The 23,526-nt window shown below is 67.2% G+C and carries 22 protein-coding genes and 1 pseudogene; 14 read left to right on the plus strand and 9 right to left on the minus strand.

What is annotated here, in order from left to right; all coding sequences use genetic code 11:
• Positions 1-21: 21 nt before the first annotated feature.
• The 4 genes from qcrB to ctaE are packed head-to-tail and all read right to left on the minus strand — an operon-like array spanning position 22 to position 4,416.
• On the minus strand, positions 22-1,713 hold the full coding sequence (qcrB, locus tag G6N43_RS14950) for a cytochrome bc1 complex cytochrome b subunit (protein ID WP_083152932.1): 1,692 nt from the start codon (positions 1,711-1,713) through the stop codon (positions 22-24).
• On the minus strand, positions 1,710-2,915 hold the full coding sequence (gene qcrA, locus G6N43_RS14955) for a cytochrome bc1 complex Rieske iron-sulfur subunit (RefSeq protein WP_083152961.1): 1,206 nt from the start codon (positions 2,913-2,915) through the stop codon (positions 1,710-1,712). Before qcrA ends, qcrB begins: the two co-directional genes overlap by 4 nt.
• Positions 2,912-3,745 (minus strand): cytochrome bc1 complex diheme cytochrome c subunit, encoded by an 834-nt coding sequence (gene qcrC, locus G6N43_RS14960; RefSeq protein WP_083152960.1) that lies wholly within the window; start codon positions 3,743-3,745, stop codon positions 2,912-2,914. The genes qcrA and qcrC overlap by 4 nt, the downstream gene beginning before the upstream one ends.
• A 59-nt stretch (positions 3,746-3,804) precedes the next feature.
• A complete protein-coding gene (gene ctaE / locus G6N43_RS14965; RefSeq protein ID WP_083152931.1) occupies positions 3,805-4,416 on the minus strand; it encodes an aa3-type cytochrome oxidase subunit III in 612 nt (203 codons plus the stop codon).
• 49 nt (positions 4,417-4,465) lie between these two features.
• Between ctaE and trpD the strand changes: the two genes are divergently transcribed.
• Complete coding sequence (gene trpD / locus G6N43_RS30490) at positions 4,466-5,542, plus strand: anthranilate phosphoribosyltransferase (RefSeq protein ID WP_234810125.1); 1,077 nt, start codon at positions 4,466-4,468, stop codon at positions 5,540-5,542.
• Here the strand turns inward: trpD and G6N43_RS14975 are convergent.
• A pseudogene (locus tag G6N43_RS14975) lies at positions 5,480-7,270 on the minus strand (DEDD exonuclease domain-containing protein); the annotation flags it as partial. The gene trpD and the pseudogene G6N43_RS14975 sit on opposite strands and share 63 nt — an antisense overlap.
• 123 nt (positions 7,271-7,393) lie before the next feature.
• Here G6N43_RS14975 and G6N43_RS14980 point away from each other — a divergent pair.
• The 4 genes from G6N43_RS14980 to G6N43_RS14995 all read left to right on the plus strand — a co-directional run bounded on the left by G6N43_RS14980 (position 7,394) and on the right by G6N43_RS14995 (position 10,947).
• A complete protein-coding gene (locus G6N43_RS14980; RefSeq protein WP_083152929.1) occupies positions 7,394-7,621 on the plus strand; it encodes a hypothetical protein in 228 nt (75 codons plus the stop codon).
• 154 nt (positions 7,622-7,775) lie between these two features.
• Positions 7,776-8,951, plus strand: a complete 1,176-nt coding sequence (gene ripC, locus G6N43_RS14985) for a peptidoglycan hydrolase RipC (protein WP_207569318.1) — start codon at positions 7,776-7,778, stop codon at positions 8,949-8,951.
• Positions 8,952-9,025: 74 nt separating this feature from the next.
• A complete protein-coding gene (locus tag G6N43_RS14990) occupies positions 9,026-9,823 on the plus strand; it encodes an eCIS core domain-containing protein (protein ID WP_083152927.1) in 798 nt (265 codons plus the stop codon).
• On the plus strand, positions 9,820-10,947 hold the full coding sequence (locus G6N43_RS14995; protein ID WP_083152958.1) for a glycosyltransferase family 4 protein: 1,128 nt from the start codon (positions 9,820-9,822) through the stop codon (positions 10,945-10,947). Before G6N43_RS14990 ends, G6N43_RS14995 begins: the two co-directional genes overlap by 4 nt.
• Here G6N43_RS14995 and G6N43_RS15000 read toward each other — a convergent pair.
• Complete coding sequence (locus G6N43_RS15000) at positions 10,944-12,746, minus strand: AMP-dependent synthetase/ligase (protein ID WP_083152959.1); 1,803 nt, start codon at positions 12,744-12,746, stop codon at positions 10,944-10,946. The genes G6N43_RS14995 and G6N43_RS15000 overlap by 4 nt on opposite strands.
• A gap of 89 nt (positions 12,747-12,835) precedes the next feature.
• On the opposite strand from G6N43_RS15000, the gene G6N43_RS15005 reads away from it, so the two are divergent.
• From G6N43_RS15005 to G6N43_RS15025, 5 genes are all read left to right on the plus strand, one after another.
• Positions 12,836-13,225, plus strand: coding sequence for a polyketide cyclase / dehydrase and lipid transport (locus G6N43_RS15005; protein ID WP_083152957.1), 390 nt, complete (start codon positions 12,836-12,838; stop codon positions 13,223-13,225).
• Positions 13,226-13,293: 68 nt separating this feature from the next.
• Positions 13,294-13,734, plus strand: a complete 441-nt coding sequence (locus G6N43_RS15010; protein WP_083152926.1) for an SRPBCC family protein — start codon at positions 13,294-13,296, stop codon at positions 13,732-13,734.
• A gap of 22 nt (positions 13,735-13,756) precedes the next feature.
• Positions 13,757-15,019 carry an ArsA family ATPase gene (locus tag G6N43_RS15015; RefSeq protein WP_083152925.1) on the plus strand — a complete coding sequence of 421 codons (1,263 nt, stop codon included), beginning with the start codon at positions 13,757-13,759 and terminating at the stop codon, positions 15,017-15,019.
• On the plus strand, positions 15,016-15,405 hold the full coding sequence (locus G6N43_RS15020; protein WP_083152956.1) for a hypothetical protein: 390 nt from the start codon (positions 15,016-15,018) through the stop codon (positions 15,403-15,405). Before G6N43_RS15015 ends, G6N43_RS15020 begins: the two co-directional genes overlap by 4 nt.
• A 103-nt stretch (positions 15,406-15,508) precedes the next feature.
• Entirely contained in the window at positions 15,509-16,234 is a 726-nt protein-coding gene (locus G6N43_RS15025; RefSeq protein WP_083152924.1) for a lysophospholipid acyltransferase family protein, read from the plus strand.
• Here G6N43_RS15025 and G6N43_RS15030 read toward each other — a convergent pair.
• A complete protein-coding gene (locus tag G6N43_RS15030) occupies positions 16,231-17,523 on the minus strand; it encodes a glycosyltransferase 87 family protein (protein WP_083152923.1) in 1,293 nt (430 codons plus the stop codon). The genes G6N43_RS15025 and G6N43_RS15030 overlap by 4 nt on opposite strands.
• An 84-nt stretch (positions 17,524-17,607) precedes the next feature.
• Between G6N43_RS15030 and G6N43_RS15035 the strand changes: the two genes are divergently transcribed.
• From G6N43_RS15035 to G6N43_RS15045, 3 genes are read left to right on the plus strand one after another with little or no spacing between them, the layout of a single operon-like run.
• A complete protein-coding gene (locus G6N43_RS15035; RefSeq protein ID WP_083152955.1) occupies positions 17,608-18,477 on the plus strand; it encodes a hypothetical protein in 870 nt (289 codons plus the stop codon).
• Positions 18,474-18,971, plus strand: a complete 498-nt coding sequence (locus G6N43_RS15040) for a polyadenylate-specific 3'-exoribonuclease AS (RefSeq protein WP_083152922.1) — start codon at positions 18,474-18,476, stop codon at positions 18,969-18,971. Before G6N43_RS15035 ends, G6N43_RS15040 begins: the two co-directional genes overlap by 4 nt.
• A gap of 45 nt (positions 18,972-19,016) precedes the next feature.
• Positions 19,017-20,405: a class II 3-deoxy-7-phosphoheptulonate synthase gene (locus G6N43_RS15045; RefSeq protein WP_083152921.1), complete on the plus strand. Its 1,389-nt coding sequence runs from the start codon at positions 19,017-19,019 to the stop codon at positions 20,403-20,405.
• Here G6N43_RS15045 and G6N43_RS15050 read toward each other — a convergent pair whose 3' ends face one another.
• Positions 20,406-21,593 carry a protein kinase domain-containing protein gene (locus G6N43_RS15050; protein WP_083152920.1) on the minus strand — a complete coding sequence of 396 codons (1,188 nt, stop codon included), beginning with the start codon at positions 21,591-21,593 and terminating at the stop codon, positions 20,406-20,408.
• A 36-nt stretch (positions 21,594-21,629) separates the two neighbouring features.
• Between G6N43_RS15050 and G6N43_RS15055 the strand changes: the two genes are divergently transcribed.
• On the plus strand, positions 21,630-22,034 hold the full coding sequence (locus tag G6N43_RS15055) for an Rv2175c family DNA-binding protein (protein ID WP_083152919.1): 405 nt from the start codon (positions 21,630-21,632) through the stop codon (positions 22,032-22,034).
• Here the strand turns inward: G6N43_RS15055 and G6N43_RS15060 are convergent.
• Positions 21,955-23,496, minus strand: coding sequence for an alpha-(1->6)-mannopyranosyltransferase A (locus G6N43_RS15060; RefSeq protein WP_110810430.1), 1,542 nt, complete (start codon positions 23,494-23,496; stop codon positions 21,955-21,957). The two genes, G6N43_RS15055 and G6N43_RS15060, sit on opposite strands and share 80 nt — an antisense overlap.
• Positions 23,497-23,526 lie beyond the last annotated feature (30 nt).

Consider the following 23,526-nt stretch of genomic DNA (forward strand, 5'->3'; position numbering starts at 1 on the left):
GGGGCGGCGTCCGGTTTCGCTCTAGTGATGCCCGTTCGTCTCGCCGTTTGTGGAGACGGTGCGGTCCTGGTGCTCGCGCAGCGCGGTGAGCGCCTTGCGTTCCGCGGAGTGCGCGGCCTCGGCGAGCGCCTCGTGCTCCGACATCGGGTCGGCGCTGAGGAAGCTGCCCGAGCCGGGAGCGCCTGCGGAACCGAGCTTGTTCATCCGCTTGGGCACCGGTGCACCCTGGTATTCCAACGGAATCGGGTGACCGTGCTCGTCGACCGGGCCGAGCGGCTGGTGCAGCTCGATGTAGGCACCGTGCGGCAGCCGCTTGATGATGCCGGTCTCGATGCCGTGCTCGAGCACCGCGCGGTCGCTGCGCTGCAGTCCGACGGCCCACCGGTAGGCGATGTAGTAGACGATCGCCGGCAGCACCACCATGCCGATGCGCCCGATCCATGTCGTCGCGTTGAGCGAGATGTGGAACTTCAGGGCAATGACGTCGTTCATGGCGGACAGCGTCAGCACCAGGTAGAACGCGATCGCCATGGCGCCGATTGCGGTGCGCACCGGTGCATCTCGCGGACGCTGCAACAGATTGTGGTGCGCGTCGTCGCCGGTGAACTTCTTCTCCAGCCACGGCCAGAGCGGCAGCAGCATGAAGACCAGGCCCATGATCAGCGCCACCCACACAGGGGCAGGCACGGTGTGGCCGAGGAAGTACAACTCCCAGGCCGGGAAGATACGCGCCAGGCCTTCCGTCCACATCATGTAGAAGTCGGGCTGGCTGCCTGCCGACACGTGTGACGGCTTGTACGGCCCCAGTTGCCAGATCGGGTTGATCTGCAGCAGACCGCCCATCAGGCCGAGGATGCCGGTGGTCATCGCGAAGAACGCGCCCGACTTGACGGCGAACACCGGCATGACCCGCACACCGACGACGTTGGTCTCGGTGCGACCGGGGCCGGGGAACTGGGTGTGCTTCTGGAACCACACCAGCGCGAGATGAATACCGATGAGCGCCAGGATGATTCCTGGAATCAACAGGATGTGAAGCGAGTACATGCGGGGGAGCCAGTAGCCGTCCTGGGCGCACTGGTATCCCACGCCGCCGCACGGGAAGTCGCCGCCGAACAGCGCCCAGTGCAGCCACGTGCCGATGACCGGCATACCGAGCGTGATGGAGCTCATGGCGGCCCGCAGGCCGATACCCGAGAGCAGGTCGTCGGGCAGCGAGTAGCCGAAGTAGCCCTCGAACATCGCCAGGATCAGCAGCAGGGAGCCGATGACCCAGTTGGCCTCGCGGGGACGGCGGAACGCGCCCGTGAAGAAGATGCGGGCCAGGTGCACCATGATCGACGCGGCGAACAGCAGCGCCGCCCAGTGGTGAACCTGGCGGACGAACAGGCCGCCGCGCACCTCGAAGCTGATGTCGAGGGTGGACGCGTACGCCTTGGACATCTCGATGCCACGCAGCGGCTGATAGACGCCGTCGTAGACGATCTCGGCCATCGACGGGTCGAAGAACAGGCTCAGGTACACGCCGGTGATCAGCAGCACGATGAAGCTGTACAGCGCGATTTCACCCAGCAGGAACGACCAGTGGGTGGGGAACACCTTGTTCAGCTGTCGGCGCACCGCCGCCGAGGGGTGGTAACGCGAATCGATTGCGTCACCCTGCGCGGCCGCAATCTCGGCCGGGCTCGGGGGTTTTGGCAGTTTCGGACTCAATTTGTTTGCTCCCAGAATGCCGGGCCGACGGGCTGGATGAAGTCGCCGTTGGCGACCAGGTATCCATCCTTATCAATGGTGATGGGCAACTGCGCCAGCGCGCGCGCAGCCGGACCGAATATGGGTTTCGCAAAATGCAGCGCATCGAACTGCGACTGGTGGCACGGGCAGAGGATGCGGTAGGTCTGCTGCTCGTAGAGCGACGACGGGCAACCAAGGTGCGAGCACACCTTGGTGTACGCGAACAGGTCACCGAAGTTGAAGCTCTCCTGGTTCTTCCGCTTCACGACCCTGTGCATGTCGGTCGGCCTGATGCGGATCAGCATGACGGGGTTACGCACACCCATCGTGATCTCGGAGAGCCTGTGGTGTGACTCGACGGTCGTGCCGTCGCCGTCGGATTCCCGCCACGGGAAGACGGTTTCCATGCCGCCGGCGTCGATGTCCTCGGGGCGCATCTTGGTGTAGGTGCCGTTGCCGGTCGCCCGGGCGAGATAGATGGTCTCGCCGGGATAGCGCGGAGTCCATCCGGAGGTCCACAGCACGGCCTTCTTGCCGTCGGCGGTCTGTACGACCGGCTTCCACGGATTCTTGATGAACCCACCGGCGAACGCCACCAGCGTGCCGAGGCCGAACGCGCCGAGCCCCGCCCCGAGCGACAAGCCGATCAACTTGCGCCGCTTGATGGTTGACGATTCCAGCGCATCGGTGAGGTTGGCCACCACCGTCTTCCGCTGGATCTCGGGGGAGCGGCCGTCATGGCGCTCCTGGATCGAGATCTCCTGAGGGATGAACTTCTTCTGGTACAGCACGGCGCCGACGCCGATCGCCAGGATCGACAGCCCGAACGTCAACCCGTACAGCGGTGTGGCGAGGTCGTACCAGAGATGGTCGGGGTCGGCTCCGCTTCTGTACTCCCACGGCCAGAAGAGGAACACGACCAGCAGGGCCAGCCCCGAAAGGCCGCCCAGCATAAGCCAGTACGCCACGAGGCGTTCGGCGCGCTTCTCGGCTCTGGTGCCGGGGACGGGCCAGCGCTCGTCCTTGTAGACGATTTCGACACCGTCGAGCTTGCCGCCGAGTTTCAGCAGCTCCTCGCGCGACATCGCGGCGAGCTCGGCGTCGGTGGGCTGACCGGGCACGCCCTGCTGACCCGGGGTGTCGGTTCCCTTCACAGTGCCGCCGTCGCTACCGTCGCTCATGCTCGCGCTCCGATCCACAGGGCCGCGATGACCACGGCCACTATGCCGATAATCCAGATCGCCATGCCCTCGGACGTCGGTCCGAAGCCGCCGAGGCCATAGCCGCCGGGGTCAGGAGCGGTGGTGGCCATCCGGACGTAGGCGACGATGTCCTTCTTCTCTTCCGGCGTCAGCTGCCGGTCGGAGAACTTGGGCATGTTCTGCGGGCCGGTCAGCATCGCGGTATAGATCTGCGCCGGGTTGGCCCCGGACAGGTCGGGTGCGTACTTGCCGGACGACAGCGCGCCACCCTTGCCGGTGAAGTTGTGGCATGACGAGCAGTTGAGGCGGAACAGATCGCCGCCGCGGGCGACGTCGTTGCCCAGCAGCGATTCGTTGGCGACGGCGCCGTTCTCGTCGCGCGGGACGACCGGTCCGCCGCCGTTGGCCTGCACGTACGCGCCCAGCGCGTCGATCTGGGCCTCATCGAACTGCGGGGGCTTCGACGGCGCTTGGGCCTCGCCGCGCATCGCGGGCATGCGGCCGGTGGAGACCTGGAAGTAGACGGCGGCCTCGCCGACACCGATGAGGCTGGGCCCGCGGTCGGCGACACCCTGCAGGTTCGCGCCGTGGCAGCTGACACACGAGGTGTCGAACAGCTGCTTGCCGGTGCGCAACAACGCCGACTGCGACTCATCGGCAACCGCGACCTGGGGCGTCGGCGTCAGCGTGGCCGCAAGGCCGCCGGCGAGTCCCAGCCCGAGGAGCAGGAGCATCGCAGCTGACAGTCGGCGGCGCAGGCGACGACGCTTGACTGTCGCTTTGCCGGTTTCGGTGGCCTTCTCGGTCATCGAACCCCTTCTGTTCGGACGCATCGGTGAGCCGGTCATCGGACGCATCGGTGAACCGATCATCGGACGAAGTAAATAACAGCGAACAGGGCGATCCACACGATGTCGACGAAGTGCCAGTAGTACGACACGACGATCGCAGCGGTGGCCTGAGCGGGGGTGAACTTACTCATCCGCGTGCGCGCCAGCAGCATGATGAAGGCGATGAGGCCGCCGATGACGTGCAGGCCGTGGAATCCGGTGGCCAGGTAGAAGACCGATCCGTAGGCGCTGCTGGAAATGCTGGTGCCCTCGGACACGAGCTGGATGTACTCGTAGCCCTGCCCGAGCACGAAGAACAGGCCCATCAGGAACGTGATGACGTACCAGCGGCGCAGCCCGAACACGTCGCCGCGCTCGGCCGCGAACACACCCATCTGGCAGGTGAACGACGATGCGATCAGCACCAGCGTGACCGGTACCGCCTGCACGAGGTTCAGCTCGGTGGGGTGGGGCGGCCAGTCGCCACCGGCCTGCGAGCGGGCGGTGAAGTACATCGCGAACAGTCCGGCAAAGAACATCAACTCGCTGGAGAGCCACACGATCGTGCCAACACTGACCATGTTGGGTCGGTTCAGTGAATGAACTCGCGACGTGATAGCGGTCCCCGAGGTGCCTACAGCGCTCGTCACAGGAGCAAGTATGACGCTTTGTAGTTGTTGAACTCCACCCGGGTGAGCAATTAGTCATAATCAGCGCGTGACTTCCGGTGATGCGCCCACGTGGCCCCAGCTCCTCGGCCGCTTAACCACAGGTCAGGCGCTTGCACCGGGGCAGGCCGGCTGGGCGATGGACCAAATCATGACGGGTACGGCGACTCCGGCACAGATCGCCGCCTTCGGCGTGTCGATGAAGATGAAGCGCCCGACGCCCGCGGAGGTCGCCGAACTGGCTGACACCATGCTCAAACATGCGCGGCTGGTGCCGACCGAGACGATCGGCACCGAAACCGTCGACGTGGTCGGCACCGGGGGCGACGGTTCCAACACCGTGAACCTGTCCACGATGGCGGCGATCGTGGTGGCCGCGGCCGGTGTGCCGGTGGTCAAGCACGGCAACCGAGCCGCGTCGTCGCTGTCGGGTGGCGCCGACACGCTCGAGGCGCTCGGGGTGCGCATCGACCTGAGCCCCGAGGATGTCGCGCGCTGCGTCGCCGAGGTCGGCATCGGCTTCTGCTTCGCGCCGCAGTTCCATCCGTCGTATCGGCATGCGGGAGCGGTGCGCCGCGAGATCGGGGTGCCGACGGTCTTCAATCTGCTTGGCCCACTGACGAATCCGGCATCGCCGCGCGCGGGGCTGATCGGGTGCGCATGGGCGGAACTGGCCGAGGTGATGGCCGGCGTATTCGCCTCGCGCCGCTCCAGCGTGCTGGTGGTGCACGGCGACGACGGACTCGACGAGCTGACCACCACCACGACCAGCACCATCTGGCGCGTTCAGGCGGGCACCGTCGAGAAGCTGACCTTCGATCCGCAGGCGTTCGGGTTCGCCCGCGCCCAACTGTCGGAGCTGGTCGGGGGTGACGCGCAGGCCAACGCCGCCTCGGTGCGCGAAGTGCTCGGCGGCGCCAAGGGGCCCGTGCGCGACGCGGTGGTGCTCAACGCGGCTGGGGCGCTGGTGGCCCACGCTGGCTTATCCAGCGACGCCAAGTGGGTGCCTGCGTGGGAGTCGGGACTGGCCAAGGCCGCCGAGACCATCGACTCCGGTGCCGCGGAACAGCTGCTCGCGCGTTGGGTGGGGTTCGGTCAGAAGCTCTGAGTCGGAACGTATTTCGGCGAGTTGTTCGGCTGCGACCCGCGCCGAGCGTGCTGCAGCGGACCAGTCCGAGAACCGTCCCGCGGCGCCTGCCGGTGAGGCGTAACCGGATTCGGCGCGCACGATCCGCACACCCGGCTGGGCGAGCCAGCGCGCAATGAGTGCGGTCTCCTCGACGAGTGCGCCACCTAGAGGCGCCTCGGTGGGCAGAACCGCTTGTGCGCCAGCACATATCGCATCGACCACCGGCATCGGGGGAACGCCTCGCGGTGCGTTACCCGCCGCTGCCAGCTGCCCGTGGCGGATCACCGCGAGAGACCAGCCGCCCGACCCGTCGGGGCGCGCCGCGACCAGCTCGCTGACGTCGGCAAGCGCGCGCAACCGCTGGCCACGCCAAAGCACGTCGATGGCGGTGGTCGCGTGATCCCGTAGCCGTGCGGCGGTTTCGTAGCGGCCACGGTCCGCCAGATCGGTGATGTGCGACAGCACATCCGAGAGGACCCGGCTGTCGGCGCCTTCGATCAGATCCCTGGCGCGCTGCGGTGCGAGGGCGTAGTCGGCGGCGGTGATGTCGCGCGGTGCCGGGCACGGCGAGATTTCGCGTTCGGGGCACCGCGGGCCGTGCAGTGCGGACCGGCCCAGCCGCGCCGTGCACGTCCGCACCCCGGTGAACCGGGCCAGCAGCTCCGCCGTCTGCGCGGCGTCGGCGCGGGACCGGAACGGGCCGATGGCGTGGTCGTGCCTCGGTGAGCGCACCGCGGAGAAGCGCGGGAAGGGCTCGTCGGTCAACACGACCCACCACCACCGGTGCGGAAATTTCGAGCGGCGGTTGTAGGGCGGTGCGTGCGCGGCGAGCAGCCGCAGTTCCCGCACGCCGGCCTCCAGGTCATGGGCGCATTCGACGTGGTCGACCACGGTGGCCAGCGAGGCCATCTCCTTGATGCGGGTGCGCGGGTCGGCACCGTTGAAGTACTGACCGACGCGACGGCGCAGGTCGACGGCGGTCCCGATGTAGAGCACCTCCGAGGCGGGTCCGCGAAACAGGTAGACGCCGGGCCGGTGGGGAAGCGAGGCGGCGAGGTGCCGGTTGCGGCGCTGGGCGGGGGAGACGTCGGGCAGATACGCGCGCAGCTCGGGATACGTGTGCACGCCCTGGTTGCCGACGCGCTCGATGAGACCGTGAAGCACGTCGACGGTGGCGCGGGCGTCGTCGAGGGCGCGGTGGTTGGGCGTGGTCGAGGCGCCGAACAACCGGGCCAACGCCGACAGCCGCACGCTGGGCGCCTCGTCGCGGGTGAGCACCCGACGGGCCAGGCGCACCGTGCACAGCACCGGCGGCCGCGGCCACGCGATGTCCGCGCGCTCGGCGGCCGCACGCAGGAACCCGATGTCGAAACCCGCGTTGTGGGCGACGAGCACCGCGCCGCGGGCGAACTCGAGAAACGACGGCAGCACCGACTCGATCCTGGGTGCATCGCAGACCATCGCGGTGGTGATGCCGGTCAGCGCGACGATTTGCGGCGGGATGCTGCGCCCGGGATCCACCAGGGTGGCCAGCTCTCCCAATACCTCGCCGCCGCGCACCTTGACGGCACCGATCTCGGTGATGGCGTCGTGGTTGTCGCCGGTGGCCCGTCCGCCCGTGGTCTCCAGGTCGACGACGACGAAGGTGGTCTCCCGCAGCGTGAGGTCGGCCAGCGGATCGACATCGGCGAAGCTCAGCTGGCCCATGCGCTGACCGTAGGGAACCCGACCGACAAACACGGGCAGGTGACGGGTTGCCACGCCGCGCGAAGTGACTTGTCGGTGGCCCTCGATACCGTGCGGGCAACACCAAGCAGGAGGACTGCCGGAATGACATACGACGAACCGCCCGACTCGGGCACGGTCACCATCGACTGCGACGACTGCGCCGTGCGAGGGCCCGGCTGTGAAGATTGTGTTGTCAGCGTGTTGCTCGGCGTGCCGGACACTTTGCTCGACGACGAGCGCCGCGCGCTCGAGGTGCTCGCTGACGTGGGATTAGCGCCACGGCTTCGACTTGTTCCGATCCACCGGGGCAATAACTCCGGCGTCGCGTGACGACACGCCCCGCCGAGGGCGGTCGTCAGCGCACTTAGGGGCGGCTGTTAAATTTGCGTCTCTCGTTGGACAAGGGCGATGCCGTTTCGTAACCTATTCGAGACCTAAGCAGCTCGACACGGCTTCGTTTCGGCAGTTGTAAGGACGCAAAATCTTGAGGTTCGACCGCACGCACTGGTTCATTCGTGTCCTTAAGCGACCCATAATCGGTGCGATGGCGGGACTTGTGCTGCTCGGAGCTCTTCTCAGCGCGAACGTGCAGGCCGATCCCGCCGACGATGCGCTGGCGAAACTCAACGAATTGTCGCGCCAGGCCGAACAGACCACCGAGGCCATGCACTCCGCGCAGCTGGATCTCGACAAGAAGCTCGCCGCTCAGAACGCCGCGGAGGCCAAGCACGCCGCTGACGCTCAAGCGCTGGAAGCCGCCAGGTCGCAGCTGGCGAGGTTCCAGTCCCAGGTCGACAACATCGCCGCCGCGCAATATATGGGTGGCCGGCCGGACGGCTTCAGCGCGCTGCTGACCGCATCGTCGCCGCAGGGCCTGATCGAGCGGATGTCGATGCAGCGGGTGATGGCTGCACAGATCTCGTCGCAGATGAAGAGCTTCCAGGAGGCCGGGGCGAAGGCCGCCGCCGCCGAGGCTGCCTCGGCCCAGTCGGCCGCGGAGGCGAAGACCGCGGCCGAGCAGGCCGCCGCGGTACGCGCCGACCTGCAGTCCAAGCAGAGCAAGCTGCAGGTCGAGATCGCCATCGTCAAGTCGCAGTACGAGGCGCTCACGCCCCAGCAGCGCGAGGCGCTGGCCGCCATTCCGCCGATACCGCCGGTTCCCGCTGCGGTTCCGCCGCCCGCGCCGGGAATGCCGCCTCCGCCGGGTGCTCCGCCGAACGAGCCCGCGATCCTGGCCGCCGCACCCCCCGGGGTGGGCCAACCGCCTGCGCCGCCCGGGGCCATACCGCCAGGTGACATGGCGCCCGTGCCCGGCGGTTACGTCCCCACCGTCATTCAGGCCGCGCTGAGCCGCATCGGGTCCCCCTACTCGTGGGGCGGTTCAGGCCCGAACGCATTCGACTGCTCCGGCCTCGTGATGTGGGCGTTCCAGCAGGCGGGCATCTCGCTGCCGCATTCCAGCCAGGCGCTGGCACACGGGGGCGTGCCGGTCTCGGTTGACCAGATGCAGCCCGGCGACGTCGTCAACTACTACTCCGACGCTTCGCACTCCGCCATCTACATCGGCAACGGCATGATGGTCCACGCGTCGACCTACGGCACTCCGGTACGCGTCGCCCCCGTGGACAACGCGCCGATCTACAACGTTCGCCGCTACTGAAACGTCCGCCGCTACTGACCGTCGAACAGTCGCGCCCGCGGAGAGTGGACCGACTCCCACACGCGAAGAGCAGGATGACGCTCGCCGCGCTGTTGATCGCCGAACTCATCACTGCGCTCTTTATCGCGGGCGGTACCGGATCCGTACCCACAGGCCCGCCGGTCGCCACGCCCGCCTCGCTGACCACGCCCACGTCGGTGTCGAGGGAGCAGACGCTGCGAGACGGCCGCACCGCGAGGTTGATCGGTCTCGGCGGGCACACCGCACCGCTTCTGGACAGAATCTCCACGCAACTCGACGATGCCGCCGACGCCGTCACCGCGTTCTGGGGCCCTGACTGGCCGCGCGAGATCGTCATCGTGGCCGCGGGGACAGACGCCCAGTTCTCCGCCGTCGGCGGCGGCGACGCCCACACCGCGGCCACCACCACCGGCGAGCGCATCATGTTCGCCCCCGGCGCCGCGCAAATGCACGACGCTGCACTGCGAATCGTGTTGCGCCACGAGCTTTTCCACTACGCGGCGCGTGCCGAGACCGCATCCGACGCGCCGCAGTGGCTCACCGAGGGGGTGGCCGACTTCGTCGCGCGCCCACCGACGCCGCTGCCGGCCGACGCGGCCGTACACATCCAGCGGGGACTCCCCACCGACGGCGAACTGAGCGGACCCGAACGCTCGCTGGCCTACGACCGCGCCTGGTGGTTCAGTCGGTTCGTGTCCGACACCTACGGCACCGCGGCCCTGCGGGCGCTCTACCTCCGGGCGTGCGGCCACGGGCATCCCGATGTCGACACTGCGGTGCGAGACACCCTCGGAACCGATGTCGAGAATCTGCTGTCCGCATGGCGGCACTGGGCGGGCTCTGGCGGATGAGCCGGGTTCTGTTGGTCACCAACGACTTTCCGCCCCGACGTGGCGGCATCCAGTCGTATCTGCAGGAGCTGGTGGACCACCTGGTCGAGGGCGGCGCCCACACGCTGACGGTGTACGCGCCCAAGTGGAAGGGGTCCGACGAGTTCGATCGGGCCGTGAAGTACGAGGTGGTGCGGCACCCGACCACCCTGATGCTGCCCGAACCGTCTGTCGCGGGGCGGATGCGGGACCTCATCAAACGCCACGACGCCGAGACCGTGTGGTTCGGGGCCGCCGCACCGCTGGCGCTGATGGCGCCGCTGGCGCGTAAGGCCGGCGCCGACCGGGTGATCGCGAGTACACACGGTCACGAGGTGGGCTGGTCGATGCTGCCGCTGGCGCGGACAGCGTTGCGCCGCATCGGAAACGGCACGGACACGGTGACGTTTGTCAGCCACTACACCAGACGTCGGTTCGCGTCCGCGTTCGGCCCGCACGCGGCGCTCGAACACCTGCCGCCCGGAGTCGACACCGAGCGGTTCGCGCCGGACGAGGTGGCGCGTGCGGAGATGCGCGCCCGCTACGGCCTCGGGAACCGCCCGGTCGTCGTGTGCCTGTCGCGCCTGGTGCCGCGCAAGGGCCAGGACATGTTGATCCGCGCGCTGCCCGCGATCCGGGAACGCGTGCCTGGCGCCGCCCTGGTGATCGTCGGCGGCGGCCCCTACCGAACGACTCTGCATCGCCTGGCACACAGCTTCGGCGTCTCCGACGATGTGGTGTTCACCGACGGCGTGCCTGGCGAGGAGTTACCCGCACATCACGCGATGGCCGACGTGTTCGCGATGCCGTGCCGGACCCGTGGCGCGGGCCTCGACGTCGAAGGGCTCGGCATCGTCTACCTGGAGGCGTCCGCGTCCGGTGTGCCGGTGGTGGCGGGCCGCTCCGGTGGAGCCCCGGAAACCGTCCTGGAGGGCGAGACCGGGCTGGTGGTCGACGGCTGGGATGTCGGCGATATCGCGGCGGCCGTCGCTGACCTGCTGGCCGACCCGGACCGCGGGGCGCGGATGGGCGCGGCCGGCCGGCGCTGGGTGGTCGACACCTGGCAGTGGACGGCGCAAGCCGCCCGATTGGCCGAGCTGCTCTAGTCCTTCTCGTAGAGGCTTTCGATATCGGCGGCGAACTTCTCGGCCACCACCTTGCGCTTGACCTTCAAGGTCGGGGTCAACTCACCCGTGAGAACGGTGAAGTCGACGGGCAAGATGCGAAACTTGCGGATCGCCTCGGCCTTCGAAACAGCCTGATTGGCGTGCTTGACCGCGAGATCGATTTCGGCAACGAGGTCGGGATCGTCCGCCAGATCCTGCACCGAGGCCGTCGCAGACTTGCCGTGATGCGCCTTCCACACATCGAACGCTTCCGGGTCGATGGCGATGAGCGCAGCGACGAACGGCTTCGCGTCGCCGACCGCCATGGCCTGACTTATCAACGGATGAGCGCGTAGCTGGTCCTCGAGAACCGCCGGCGCGACGTTCTTGCCGCCCGCGGTGACGATGATTTCCTTCTTACGGCCGACAATCGACAGGAATCCGTCCTCGTCGATACTGCCCAGGTCCCCGGTGTGGAACCAGCCGTCGACGATGGCCTCTTTAGTTGCGGCGTCGTTGCGCCAGTAGCCGTTGAAGACCACGCCACCCTTCACAAGCAGCTCGCCATCGTCGGCCACAGCCATGCTGTTGCCAGGCAACAGCTTTCCAACGGTGCCGATCTTCAGCTCGCCGATCCGGTTTGCGGTAATCGCTGCGCTCGTCTCGGTGAGGCCGTAGCCCTCGTAAATGGTGAGGCCGACGCCGCGGTAGAAGTGGCCCAATCGGGTGCCCAGCGGAGCACCGCCCGAGATCGAGGCACGGCAGTTGCCTCCGGTAGCGGCACGTAGCTTGCCGTACACCAAGCGGTCGAACAGAGCGTGTTTGGCGCGTAGCAGTAATCCCGGCCCGCCGGCGTCCTGGGCTTCACTCCATTCGATCGCCGTCTGTGCCGCCATCGCGAAGATCGCACCCTTTCCACTGTCCTGGGCGTTCAACTCGGCAGTGTTGTAGACCTTTTCGAACACGCGCGGTACCGACACGATCACGGTCGGCTTGAATAGGCCGAACATCGGGACGAGATTCTTGATGTCACTCGTGTAGCCGATCGTGACGCCGTTCGCGAAGGCCGTCATGGACAGCGACCGGGCCAGTACGTGGGCCAGCGGAAGGAACACCAACAAGCGTTCGCCCTTCCGTAGCAGGGTGGGGAACGAAGCGGATGCCCCTCGAGTCTCATAGAGCAGATTCGAATGGGTCAGCTGGCAGCCCTTGGGGCGACCGGTGGTGCCTGAGGTGTAGATCAGAGTGGCCGGGTCGGCGGACCGGATGCCGCGTAACCGTTCATCGAGCTGGCCGGGATCGACCGATGCGGCGGCTTCGGTGAGTTGGTCCAGTGCCGGCTCCGACGTCGACTCGATGACTGCTACGCGGCGCAAGGCCGGCAATTCGGGCAGCAGCTCGTTGACCATGAGCGCATGCGCCTCGAGTTCAACGAACGCCAGGACAGCACCGGAGTCTTCGAGTACCCAACGGACCTGTTCGGGGGAGGACGTCTCATAGATCGGCACTGTCACCGCGCCCACCGCGAGGATTGCGTAGTCCAGGATTGGCCACTCGTAGCGGGTCGCCGACAGAATCGCCACTCGGTCTCCGGGCGCCACCCCCTCGGCGATCAGCCCGAGTGCCGCCGCTCGGATCTGCTCAGCGGCCTCCTTGCACGTGACGTCCGTCCACACGCCGTCGACGAGGCGCTGGAAGATCACGTGGTCGGGATCGTCGCGCTCGTGGCTGAAAACCGGGCTGACAATGTTGTCGTATTCCCCGACGGTGAAAGAGACGGGGACACTGAACTCGCGCACGATCATGGCCTCTCGACTACCGGCGTTGCCGTCATCAGCCTAGTCGGCCACCTTGGGCGCTGGCCGGGGCATATGTGAAGCTGGTCGCCATGAACAGCATCCAGATCGCGGACGAGACGTTCGTCGCGGCCGACCCCGTCGAGGTGGGGATGGCCGTCGCCGATCCGGCCAGCTGGCGGCGCTGGTGGCCCGATCTGCGACTGACGGTCGTCGAGGACCGCGGTCAGGTAGGGCACCGGTGGACGGTGACCGGTGCGCTCACCGGCACGATGGAGGTCTGGCTGGAACCCGTCCTCGACGGCGTGATCCTGCACTATTTTCTGCACGCTGAACCCTCCGGTGTGGCGGCGTGGCAGCTGGCCAAGATGAACCTCGCCAAAATGAACCATCGGCGCCGCGTGGCGGGCAAGGATATGGCGTTCGAGATCAAGCAGCGCCTGGAGGCGACGCGCCCGGTGGGGGTGTCCCGGCTGGCCTGAGATTTCGGTCGAAGGCAGCGCAGCGGGGTAGATTTTCTGCCATCGGCAGACAGACGGGAAAGAGGGCAGTGGCGGACAAGACGGCGCAGACCATCTACATCGAGGCCGCACCTTCGAAGGTCATGGATGTCATCGCCGACATCGCGTCCTATCCGGAGTGGGTGAACGAGTATCACGACTGTGAGGTCCTTGAAGCGGGCCCGGAGGGCTACCCGAAGACCGCACGCCTCGTGCTTGATGCCGCCGTACTCAAGGACACCATGGTGCTCGAGTACGACTGGGATCAGGTGGACCGCGGATCGGTGGAGTGGAAGTTGGTGTCCAGCTCGCTGCTGAAGTCGTTGAACGGCGCATATCGCTTGACGCCCAAGGGTTCTGGAACGGACGTCACCTATGAACTGTCGGTCGATCTGATCATTCCGATGATCGGACTGCTGAAGCGCAAGGCTGAACGGCGCCTCACCGACACCGCGTTGAAGGACCTGAAGAAACGAGCAGAGGCTGAGTGATCTCCCGCCACCCCAGCGCGGTGTGAATTCGGGTCCCTCGACGGCCCGGATCAGTCTTTTCGTCGGCAAGGGCGGCGTGGGGAAGTCGACGCTCGCGACGGCCACCGCCGTGCGCGACGCGCGCGCGGGCATGCGTGTGCTGCTGGTGTCGACGGATCAGGCCCACTCGATCGGAGACGTGCTCGGCACACCGATCACCCCCACCGGTCGCCGTGCGCCCACCCGGGTGTTCGCCCACCTCGAAAGCGGGCGGGACGACGGCGGCGGATTCCTCGATGCGTTGGCGCTCGACACCTTGGCGCTGCTCGAGACCCACTGGCGCGACATCGCTGGTCTGCTGGCCGGCAAGTTCCCCGAGTCCGACCTGGGAAGCGTTGCGCCCGAAGAACTTTCGGCGTTACCCGGAATCCAGGAAGTGCTCGGCCTGCACGAGGTTGGCGAGCTAGCCGCGTCGGGCGAGTGGGACCACGTCGTGGTGGACTGCGCCTCCACCGCCGACGCCCTGCGGATGCTCACGCTGCCCGCGGCCTTCGCGCTGTATCTGGAGCGGGCGTGGCCGCGGCATCGCAGGTTATCCAGCATCGACGACGCGCGGTCGGCGGCGGTCGTCGGGCTCGTCGAACGCATCGGCGCGAGCACGGAGCGGCTGAGTGAGCTGCTCACCGACGGGTCCGTCCTTAGCGCACATCTGGTGATGACCGCGGAGCGGGTGGTCGCTGCCGAGGCGGCACGCACGCTGGGTTCACTCGCCCTGATGGGGGTCCGGGTCGACGAGTTGATCGTGAACCAGATTCTGGTGCAAGACGATTCGTACGAATACCGCAACCTGCCCGAGCATCCCGCCTTCGACTGGTACGCCGAGCGGATCTCCGAACAGCAGACCGTCCTCGACGAACTCGACACCCTGATCGGCGACGTGCAGTTGGTGCTCGTTCCGCATCTCGCAGGGGAACCGATCGGTGCCAAAGCGCTCGGCGAACTGCTGGATGCGGCGCGCAGGCGCGACGGCGCACCGCCCCCCGGTCCGCTCAAGCCGGTGGTCGACAGGGAATCCGGATCCGGACTCGAAGCCATCTACCGGTTGCGGCTAGAGTTGCCGCAGATCGACTCTTCCGCCCTCTCGCTCGGGCGGGTCGACGATGACTTGATCATCGGTGCCGGGGGGATGCGGCGTCGTGTCCGGCTGGCTTCCGTCCTGCGTCGCTGCATAGTGATGGATGCGCAGCTGCGAGGTAGTGAGCTGACAGTGCGGTTCCGACCAAATCCGGAGGTGTGGCCGAAGTGACTGGCGAACACCCCGATATCAGTCCCGAGTTGCGGCAGCTTGCGCAGTCGATTCTGGACCAGATCGACCCCTTGGTGCGGTTGGCTGCGGCGCGCGCATCTTCGGGCACCGCCAGTCCCGGCAAGTGTCAGCAGGTGTGGTGTCCGGTGTGCGCGCTCGCGGCGCTGGCGACCGGCGAACAACACCCGCTGCTGACGGTCGTCGCTGATCACAGCGTCGCGCTGCTGTCGGTGATCAGGGCGATCCTGGACGACGCCGCAGACACAGATGCCGCCCAGTCAGGCGGACCATCAGATGCCCCACCCGACGGTGATGGGCCCCCGCCGGACGGTCCGCCGCCGCCACCGGGCCGATATCAGCACATCCCGGTGACCGTGGAGGAGTAGCCGGATAGTCTCTGCACGCCGTGGCTTCGCTGTGGTCGCAATCGGGGTGCGTGGGTACAGTTGTCGCAGAACACCGACGTGTGTTCGATCATCAGGAGGGCCCATGTGGTATTGGCTGTTCAAGTACATCTTGATGGGTCCCCTGCTGGCCGTCATAGGTAGGCCGAGAACAGAAGGGCTGGAATACATTCCAGCGTCGGGGCCGATGATCTTGGCCAGTAACCACCTTGCGGTGATGGACAGCTTCTTTCTGCCCCTCGTGGTGAAGCGGCGGATCACGTTCCTGGCGAAGTCCGAGTACTTCACGGGTACAGGGCTCAAAGGCCGTTTTCTCGCGTGGTTCTACACTGCCGTCGGCCAGGTTCCGATCGATCGCACCGACGCCGACTCGGCCCAGGCCGCGTTGAACACGGCCGCCCGCATTCTCGGCGAGGGCAAGCTGCTCGGGATGTACCCCGAGGGCACCCGCTCGCCCGACGGAAGGCTCTACAAGGGCAAGACTGGCCTGGCGCGGCTCGCTCTCGAAACCGGCGTTCCGGTGATTCCGGTCGCGATGATCGGAACCAACGTCGTCAACCCGCCGGGTAAGAAGGGACTGCGGTTTGGCCGCGTCACGGTGAAGTTCGGCAAGCCCATGGATTTCAGCCGGTTCGAGGGCCTCGCGGGCAACAGGTTCATCGAACGCGCGGTCATCGATGAGGTCATGTACGAGCTGATGCGGCTGTCGGGGCAGGAATACGTCGACCTGTACGCCGCCGATGTCAAAGAGGGCAAGGTGGCCAGCACGGCCAAGCCCTCGGCGCGGATGCCCGAGGTGGCCGCCGGCTAACTGACGGCGGGAACGCGCGCCTCGGCCACCACCGCGTCATCACGCGCCGCGGGACGCAGCGTCACGGTGCCGGCGACGGCGATCACCGCGATCGCCCACCACACGTAGGAACCGCCAGCCAGTTGGCGCCACAGCGACGCCGAGGTCTCCTGGTGTTCGGGCATCAGCTGGATCGGCGTCCAGATCATCAGCGCGAGGCCCACCAACGAGACGACCGCCAGCCCCGCATGCCGCGTCCGGTAGGCCACGATGCTGATCACCAGCACGGCCGGCAGCACCCACACCCAGTGGTGCGACCAGGACACCGGCGATACCACGAGCCCGAACATCGCCACGCAGATCAGCGCGAGCACCGGCTGCTCGGCCTTCAGCACCCGTCGCGCCGCCCAGACCGTCAATGCGAGGGCGGCGAAGCAGGCGACAGTCCACAGTACGAACCGGATCTCTTCGCCGAGGCCGAGCCGGGCCAGGGTGCCCGCGATGTTCTGGTTGGTGTTCAGCGTCGCGGTGCCGATGCGGTCGGTGTTGCGGACGGTCTCCGTCCAGTACTCCAGCGAGTCACGCCACGCGAACGCGAAACCGGCCAGAGTGGCGACGAGGGCCGAGGCCACGGCGACGATCAGCGCCCGCGTATCGCGCCGCAGTACGAAGTACAGCAGGAAGACCGCGGGCGTGAGCTTCAGCGCGATCGCCAGCCCCAGCAGCATGCCGCGTGGCCAGGGTGTCTTGCGCGGTACGCAGTCGGCGATGACCAGCGTCATCAACACGACATTGATCTGCCCGAAATCGAAGTTCGACCGAATGGGCTCGAGGTAGATCACCGCGGGCGCCACGATGGCCGCGGCCAGCCACACGCGGCGCAGCCAGACGGGCTCCCGTGTCACCGGGCTCTTGCCCTCCGCGGGGTCCGGCCACACGTCCAGCCGGGTCAACAGGATGGTCGTGGCGACAATCAGCAGGATCAGCGTGCTCGAGGTGATGGCGAGGCTGGCGGCGTCCAGCGACAACAAGGCGAAGGGCGCGAACGCGACGGCGGCCAGCGGCGGATACGTGAACGGCAGATCCAGCCCGCCGCGCGTGGCGAACATGACGCCGTCGGCATACAGCGGCCGCCCGTCGAGCCACGCCTGCCCGCCCATCCGGTACACGTCGATGTCGATGCGGTACGGGACGTGTCCGAGCAGTCGCCAGCCCGCCCAGCCCAACGCCGCCGCGGTGAGCAGCTGAAACAGCCGCCAGGCCAGCGTTCGTGCCCGCTCAGGCCCCCCGGGCGACCGCCGAATACTCATTTCGCGACCAGACTATCGGTGGTCACCGGCGCGTCGGCGGGTATCCCGGGCGCGACACACGCAGGTCGGCGTAAGTTTTCGACCGTGCGCGAGGACTTCCTTCTGAACCTGGGCATCCCGCATGGCCGCATACCGCTGCTGTTCTGCCTGGTCGCATTCATCTTGACGTTCTTTGTGACACGTACCATCGTGCGATACATCCGCAGCCACGCCGATTCCGACGCGCCGCGCAAATGGTGGCAGCCGCGCAACATCTCCGCCGGCAACGGGCTGCACATCCACCACGTGGTGATCGGCGTGATCTTGGTCATGATCTCCGGGGTCTCCATGGTGACTTTGAGTGTCACCGGGGGAGTACCCGAATTCACGGTCGCGGCAACCTTTTTCGGTATCGGGGCGGCACTTGTCCTGGACGAGTTCGCGCTGATCCTGCATTTGCAGGATGTTTACTGGGCCGAGGACGGGCGAACTTCGGTGGATGCGGTGTTCGTCGCCATCGCCGTCGCCGGTCTGCTGATCCTCGGTTTCAACCCGCTGTCATTTTTCGATATCGGGATCTGGCAGGAAGACCACTCGATCGAGGCCAGGACCGCCGTGATCGTCATGGCGGTGCTGACCCTGGCCCTCGCGGTCGTTGTGCTGCTCAAGGGGAAGGTGTGGACCGGTCTGGTGGGGATGTTCATCACGCCGTTGTTGTTCATCGGGGCGATCCGACTGTCCCGTCCGCATGCACCGTGGGCACGCTGGCGGTACGGGGACAAGCCGCGCAAGATGCGGCGCGCGCTGATCCGGGAGCGCAGACTGCGGCGCCCGGTGGTCCAGGCCAAGCTCTGGCTGCAGCACGTCATCGCGGGCGAGCCGCAGTTCCCCGACGACTCCGAAGTCGATCAGGAGCTCGATCGCGAGATCCACGCCGCCGCTCCGGCGCCGGGGCGAACGGCGGTCAAGGTGTGAGGTACTTCTACGACACCGAGTTCATCGACAATGGCCGGACGATCGAGCTGATCTCGATCGGCGTCGCGGCCGAAGACGGACGCGAATATTACGCTATTTCAACGGAATTCAATCCCGATCGGGCCGGCAGCTGGGTGCGCAAACACGTGCTCCCCAAACTCCCGTCGCCGGCCTCGCAGCTGTGGCGTTCGCGCCGCCAGATCCGCTCGGATCTCGAGGACTTCTTCGGCATCGACGGTGACGAGCCGATCGAACTGTGGGCGTGGGTCGGGGCCTACGACCACGTGGTGCTGTGTCAGTTGTGGGGTCCGATGACCGACCTGCCACCCGCGATTCCACGGTTCACCCGCGAGCTGCGCCAGTTCTGGGAGGAACGCGGATCACCGCGAATGCCGCCGCGACCGCGCGACGCCCACGACGCCCTGGTCGACGCCCGGCACAATCTGCTGCGCTTCCGGTTGATGACGGAAGGCGAAGTACCAGCGCAGGCATAAATGCGCGGGTAAAATCCGCTGTCGCCGTCCAGTTACCATTGACGGGTGAATTGGACCGTAGACGTACCCATCGACCAGCTGCCTGCGCTGCCGCCGCTGCCCGATGAGTTGCGGCATCGCCTGGACTCCGCACTCGCCAAGCCGGCCGCGCAACAGCCCAGCTGGGACGCCGAGCAGGCCAAAGCGATGCGGACCGTGCTGGAAAGCGTTCCGCCGATCACCGTGCCCTCGGAGATCGAGCGGCTCAAGAGCCTGTTGGGTGACGTCGCCCGCGGTCGGGCCTTCCTGCTTCAGGGCGGGGACTGCGCCGAGACCTTCGCCGACAACACCGAACCGCACATCCGGGGCAACATCCGGACCCTGCTGCAGATGGCTGTGGTGCTGACCTACGGCGCGAGCATGCCGGTGATCAAGGTCGCCCGCATCGCCGGGCAGTACGCCAAGCCGCGCTCGTCGGACACCGACGCGCTTGGCCTGAAGTCCTACCGCGGCGACATGATCAACGGGTTCGCCCCTGACGCCGCGGCGCGCGAGCACGATCCGTCACGGCTGATCCGCGCCTACGCCAACGCGAGCGCCGCGATGAACCTGACCCGCGCCCTCACGTCGGGCGGTCTCGCCTCCTTGGATTTGGTGCACGACTGGAACCGCGAGTTCGTGCGGACGTCGCCCGCGGGTGCCCGGTACGAGGCCCTCGCCGGGGAGATCGATCGCGGCCTGAGCTTCATGAACGCCTGCGGCGTCAACGACCCCAACCTGCGGACCGCCGAGATCTACGCCTCGCACGAGGCCCTGGTGCTCGACTACGAGCGCGCGATGCTGAGGCTGGCCGAGAACGAGGCCGGTGAACAAGCACTGTTCGACCTGTCCGCGCACTATGTGTGGGTGGGTGAGCGCACCCGCCAGCTCGACGGCGCGCACATCGCGTTCGCCGAGGTGATCGCCAACCCGATCGGCGTCAAGCTGGGTCCGACGATGACGCCGGAGCTCGCCGTCGAATACGTCGAACGGCTCGACCCGCACAACGACCCGGGCAGGTTGACCCTGGTGACTCGCTTCGGCAACAACAAGATTCGCGACCTGCTGCCGCCGATCATCGAGAAGGTGCAGGCCACCGGCCACCAGGTGATCTGGCAGTGCGATCCGATGCACGGCAACACCCATGAGTCGTCGACCGGGTACAAGACCCGCCACTTCGACCGGATCGTCGACGAGGTGCAGGGGTTCTTCGAGGTGCACCGCGCGCTCGGCACCCACCCCGGCGGCATCCACGTCGAGATCACCGGCGAGGACGTCACCGAGTGCCTCGGCGGCGCACAGGACATCTCGGACTCGGATCTGGCAGGCCGCTACGAAACCACGTGCGACCCGCGGTTGAACACCCAGCAGTCGCTCGAGTTGGCCTTCCTCGTCGCGGAGATGCTGCGCGGCTGACTAGAGCAGCGCGCTGATGTTGCCGCCGAGCGTCCATGCGCCGGCGGCGACCAGGCCCGTCAGCGTGATGACGGCGATCACCCAGAACGTCAGCACCCGCTTCGAACGCTGGCGCGCCCAGTAGAACTCCTCGAGGTCCACACCGGCGAATTGCCTTGATACGGGCTCGTATTCGGGTTCCTGCGGAGGGATGCCGTCACGGGTGAGTTCGCGCGTGTGTTGCGGCGGAACCTGGCGGTCCGGCACCGGCTTGCGGGCGGCGGTCGCGGCGGTGAGCGCCGCGGCGTGCTGCGCCGAGTTGCTCGGGGCGGGCACGCGGAACGCGGGCAGCCCGAGCTCGTCGACGATGGCCGCGAGATCGTCGGCCATGTCCCGGGCGTCTGCGTACCGTCCCGCCGGATCGCGGTCGGTCGCGTGCAGCACCAGTTGGTCGAATTGTCTTGGCACACCGGCGATCACCGTGCCGGGCGCGGGTACATCATGGTCCAGTCGTTGGTAGGCGACCGCGAGTGTGCTGTCACCGGTGAACGGGGTGGTGCCGGTGAGCAGCTCGTAGGTCAGGATGCCCATCGCGTACACGTCGCTGCGGGGGTCGGCGTCGCCGGTACTGACCTGCTCGGGCGACAGATACGCGGCGGTGCCGAGAATGACGCTGCTGGACGTGATCTTGGCCTCGGCGATCGCGCGGACCAGTCCGAAGTCGGCGATCTTGACGTCGCCGGTGTCGGAGATCAGCACGTTCTCCGGCTTGATGTCGCGGTGCACCAGTCCCGCGGCGTGCGCGACGGCGAGCGCGTTGAGGACGGGTGCCAGTACCGCCGCCGCCGCGTGCGGAGGCATGGGACCGCGCTCGCGCAACAACTCCCGTAGCGTGCCGCCCTCGATGAGCTCCATCACCAGGAACGGATGCCTATGGTCGATACCCTGGTCGTAGACGGCGACCAGACCGGGATCCGAAAGCCGGGCCACCGCGCGCGCCTCGCGCTGAAACCGGGTGAGGAACTGTTCGTCGCCCGCGTAGCGGGATTCCATGACCTTCAACGCCACCGGCCGATCCAGGCGAAGGTCGAGCCCGCGGTACACGGTGCTCGTCCCGCCCGTGGCGATCACGGCGTCGACGCGATACCGACCATCCAGCACCGTCCCGTCGAGTGGCCCCGACTGCTGGTGGGTCTCCATCAAAGACATGTTACGAGTCGGCCCCGGAGACCTAGACTCGGTGGCGTGAGCAGCATTCCGGCCGCCGACGATGTTCTTGACCCCGGCGAGGCCGTCTACGACCTGCCCGCTGTCGCCGATCTGCTCGGCGTCCCGGTGACCAAGGTGCACCACCAACTCCGGGAGGGCCACCTGATCGGTGTCCGGCGCAACGGCTCGGTGGTGGTGCCGAAGATCTTCTTCGACGACACCGGCCACGTGGTGAAGAGCCTGCACGGCCTGCTCGTCGTGCTACGCGACGGTGGCTACCGCGACACCGAGATCGTGCGCTGGCTGTTCACGCCGGATCCCTCACTGACCATCACCCGCGACGGGGCGACGGACAAGCAGGCTAATGCCCGGCCGGTTGATGCGTTGCACTCGCATCAGGCCCGCGAGGTGGTTCGTCGGGCCCAGGCGATGGCGTACTGACCGCGCCGCGGTCGGGTGCGTTGTAGAGCGAGTACCAGGCGCCGACCGCGCATGCGGTGGCCAGCAGCACGTGCGTCCAGGAGTACATGCCGTGCGCCCCGTCGGGTTTCCAGATCACGGTGATCCAGGTGGACAGGCCCGCGATGATCGCGATCGACTGCCTGCTCTGCGCGAGCGCCGCCACGACCGCCAGGGGCCACGTGTAGTACCAGGGCAGCGCGGCGGGAACGAACAGCACGACGACGCCCATCACCAGCGCGATACCGACGAGCGCCTCCCGGTCGGTGTGGCGAAACCGCCACCACAACAACGGGAGTGAGATCGCGATGATGGCGATGCCGATGATTCGGGTGACGTCGAGGACGGCGTAGAAGTTCACTGGCAGGAAGATGCCGCCGATGACGTTGATCAGGTTGGCCGCGGCCGTCGGCAGCGTCAGCCAATTGATGATCTTCACCGAGCCGGCGAGCGCCGTCAGCCAGCCGAGGCCCACCCCGGCGGCCAGTGACAGCACCGCGAACACCGCGACGAAGATGAGTATCGAGGCCGTCGTCGCCACGGCGAACGCCTTCGCGGGCCCGTAACCACGACGCTGGCGCAGATCCCGGGTCCACACCCACACCATGAACGGAAGCGCAAGGCCCGCTGTGGCTTTCACGGCGACCGCGACGGCGATCAGGCTGACACCCCAGACGTGGTGACCGCTGAACGTCAGCGCGATCGCGGCCATCATCAGCCCGACCATCAGCATCTCGTTGTGGACGCCACCCATCAGATGGATGATCACGAGCGGGTTCAGCACGCATATCCACAGCGCCGCAGCGCCGTTGGCGCCGACGTGGCGGGCCACCCGCGGCGCCGCCCAGATCAGCAACGCCAGACCGGGCAACATGCACAGCCGCAACAGCATCGTGCCTGCGACGACGTCGTCGCCGACCAGCATGGTCACGAACTTCGCCACCAGGATGAAGGCGGGTCCGTACGGCGCCGTGGTGGTGGTCCAGATCGGACTGACGTTCTCCAGCAGCGAGTTCGGATTGTCGATGGGCCCGACCACATACGGGTCGAAGCCGTCGCGCAGGAGCGCACCCTGCGCGAGGTAGGAGTAGGTGTCGCGGCTGAACACCGGAACGCTCAGCAGCAGCGGCGCGAGCCAGAACGCGGTCGTCGCGAGCATGGTGTACTCGGTCGCGGTGCGGTCGATCACGCTGCGGCCCAACCGCAACCAGGCCACGAGCATCAGGGCGACGCCGACCCACAGCAGCACCGACGAGATCACCAGCCCGTGCCCGAACCGCAGCCACGACAGGTGCAAAGACTCGAGCAGCGGGTCGTGCAACCGGGTGCTGCCTGCGCCGAGCCCGCCCGCCGTGATCAGGACGGCGCCGAGTGCGCCGATGCGGGCCGGTTTCGCCTCGGGAGACGTCGCGAACGAGGCGAACCGTGAGATGCGTTGCGCCATGGCCGGTTTCTTCGACGGCGCCGCCGGTGA

The sequence above is a fragment of the Mycolicibacterium moriokaense genome (assembly GCF_010726085.1).
Taxonomy (GTDB): domain Bacteria; phylum Actinomycetota; class Actinomycetes; order Mycobacteriales; family Mycobacteriaceae; genus Mycobacterium; species Mycobacterium moriokaense.

What these genes read in the sequence shown, in the direction of transcription:
- qcrA (WP_083152961.1), bottom strand. Translation starts at nt 2,915, where the DNA reads ATGAGCGACGGTAGCGACGGCGGCACTGTGAAGGGAACCGACACCCCG.
- qcrC (WP_083152960.1), bottom strand. Translation starts at nt 3,745, where the DNA reads ATGACCGAGAAGGCCACCGAAACCGGCAAAGCGACAGTCAAGCGTCGT.
- G6N43_RS14980 (WP_083152929.1), top strand. Translation starts at nt 7,394, where the DNA reads ATGACATACGACGAACCGCCCGACTCGGGCACGGTCACCATCGACTGC.
- G6N43_RS14990 (WP_083152927.1), top strand. Translation starts at nt 9,026, where the DNA reads ATGACGCTCGCCGCGCTGTTGATCGCCGAACTCATCACTGCGCTCTTT.
- G6N43_RS14995 (WP_083152958.1), top strand. Translation starts at nt 9,820, where the DNA reads ATGAGCCGGGTTCTGTTGGTCACCAACGACTTTCCGCCCCGACGTGGC.
- G6N43_RS15005 (WP_083152957.1), top strand. Translation starts at nt 12,836, where the DNA reads ATGAACAGCATCCAGATCGCGGACGAGACGTTCGTCGCGGCCGACCCC.
- G6N43_RS15025 (WP_083152924.1), top strand. Translation starts at nt 15,509, where the DNA reads ATGTGGTATTGGCTGTTCAAGTACATCTTGATGGGTCCCCTGCTGGCC.
- G6N43_RS15030 (WP_083152923.1), bottom strand. Translation starts at nt 17,523, where the DNA reads ATGAGTATTCGGCGGTCGCCCGGGGGGCCTGAGCGGGCACGAACGCTG.
- G6N43_RS15050 (WP_083152920.1), bottom strand. Translation starts at nt 21,593, where the DNA reads ATGTCTTTGATGGAGACCCACCAGCAGTCGGGGCCACTCGACGGGACG.
- G6N43_RS15060 (WP_110810430.1), bottom strand. Translation starts at nt 23,496, where the DNA reads ATGGCGCAACGCATCTCACGGTTCGCCTCGTTCGCGACGTCTCCCGAG.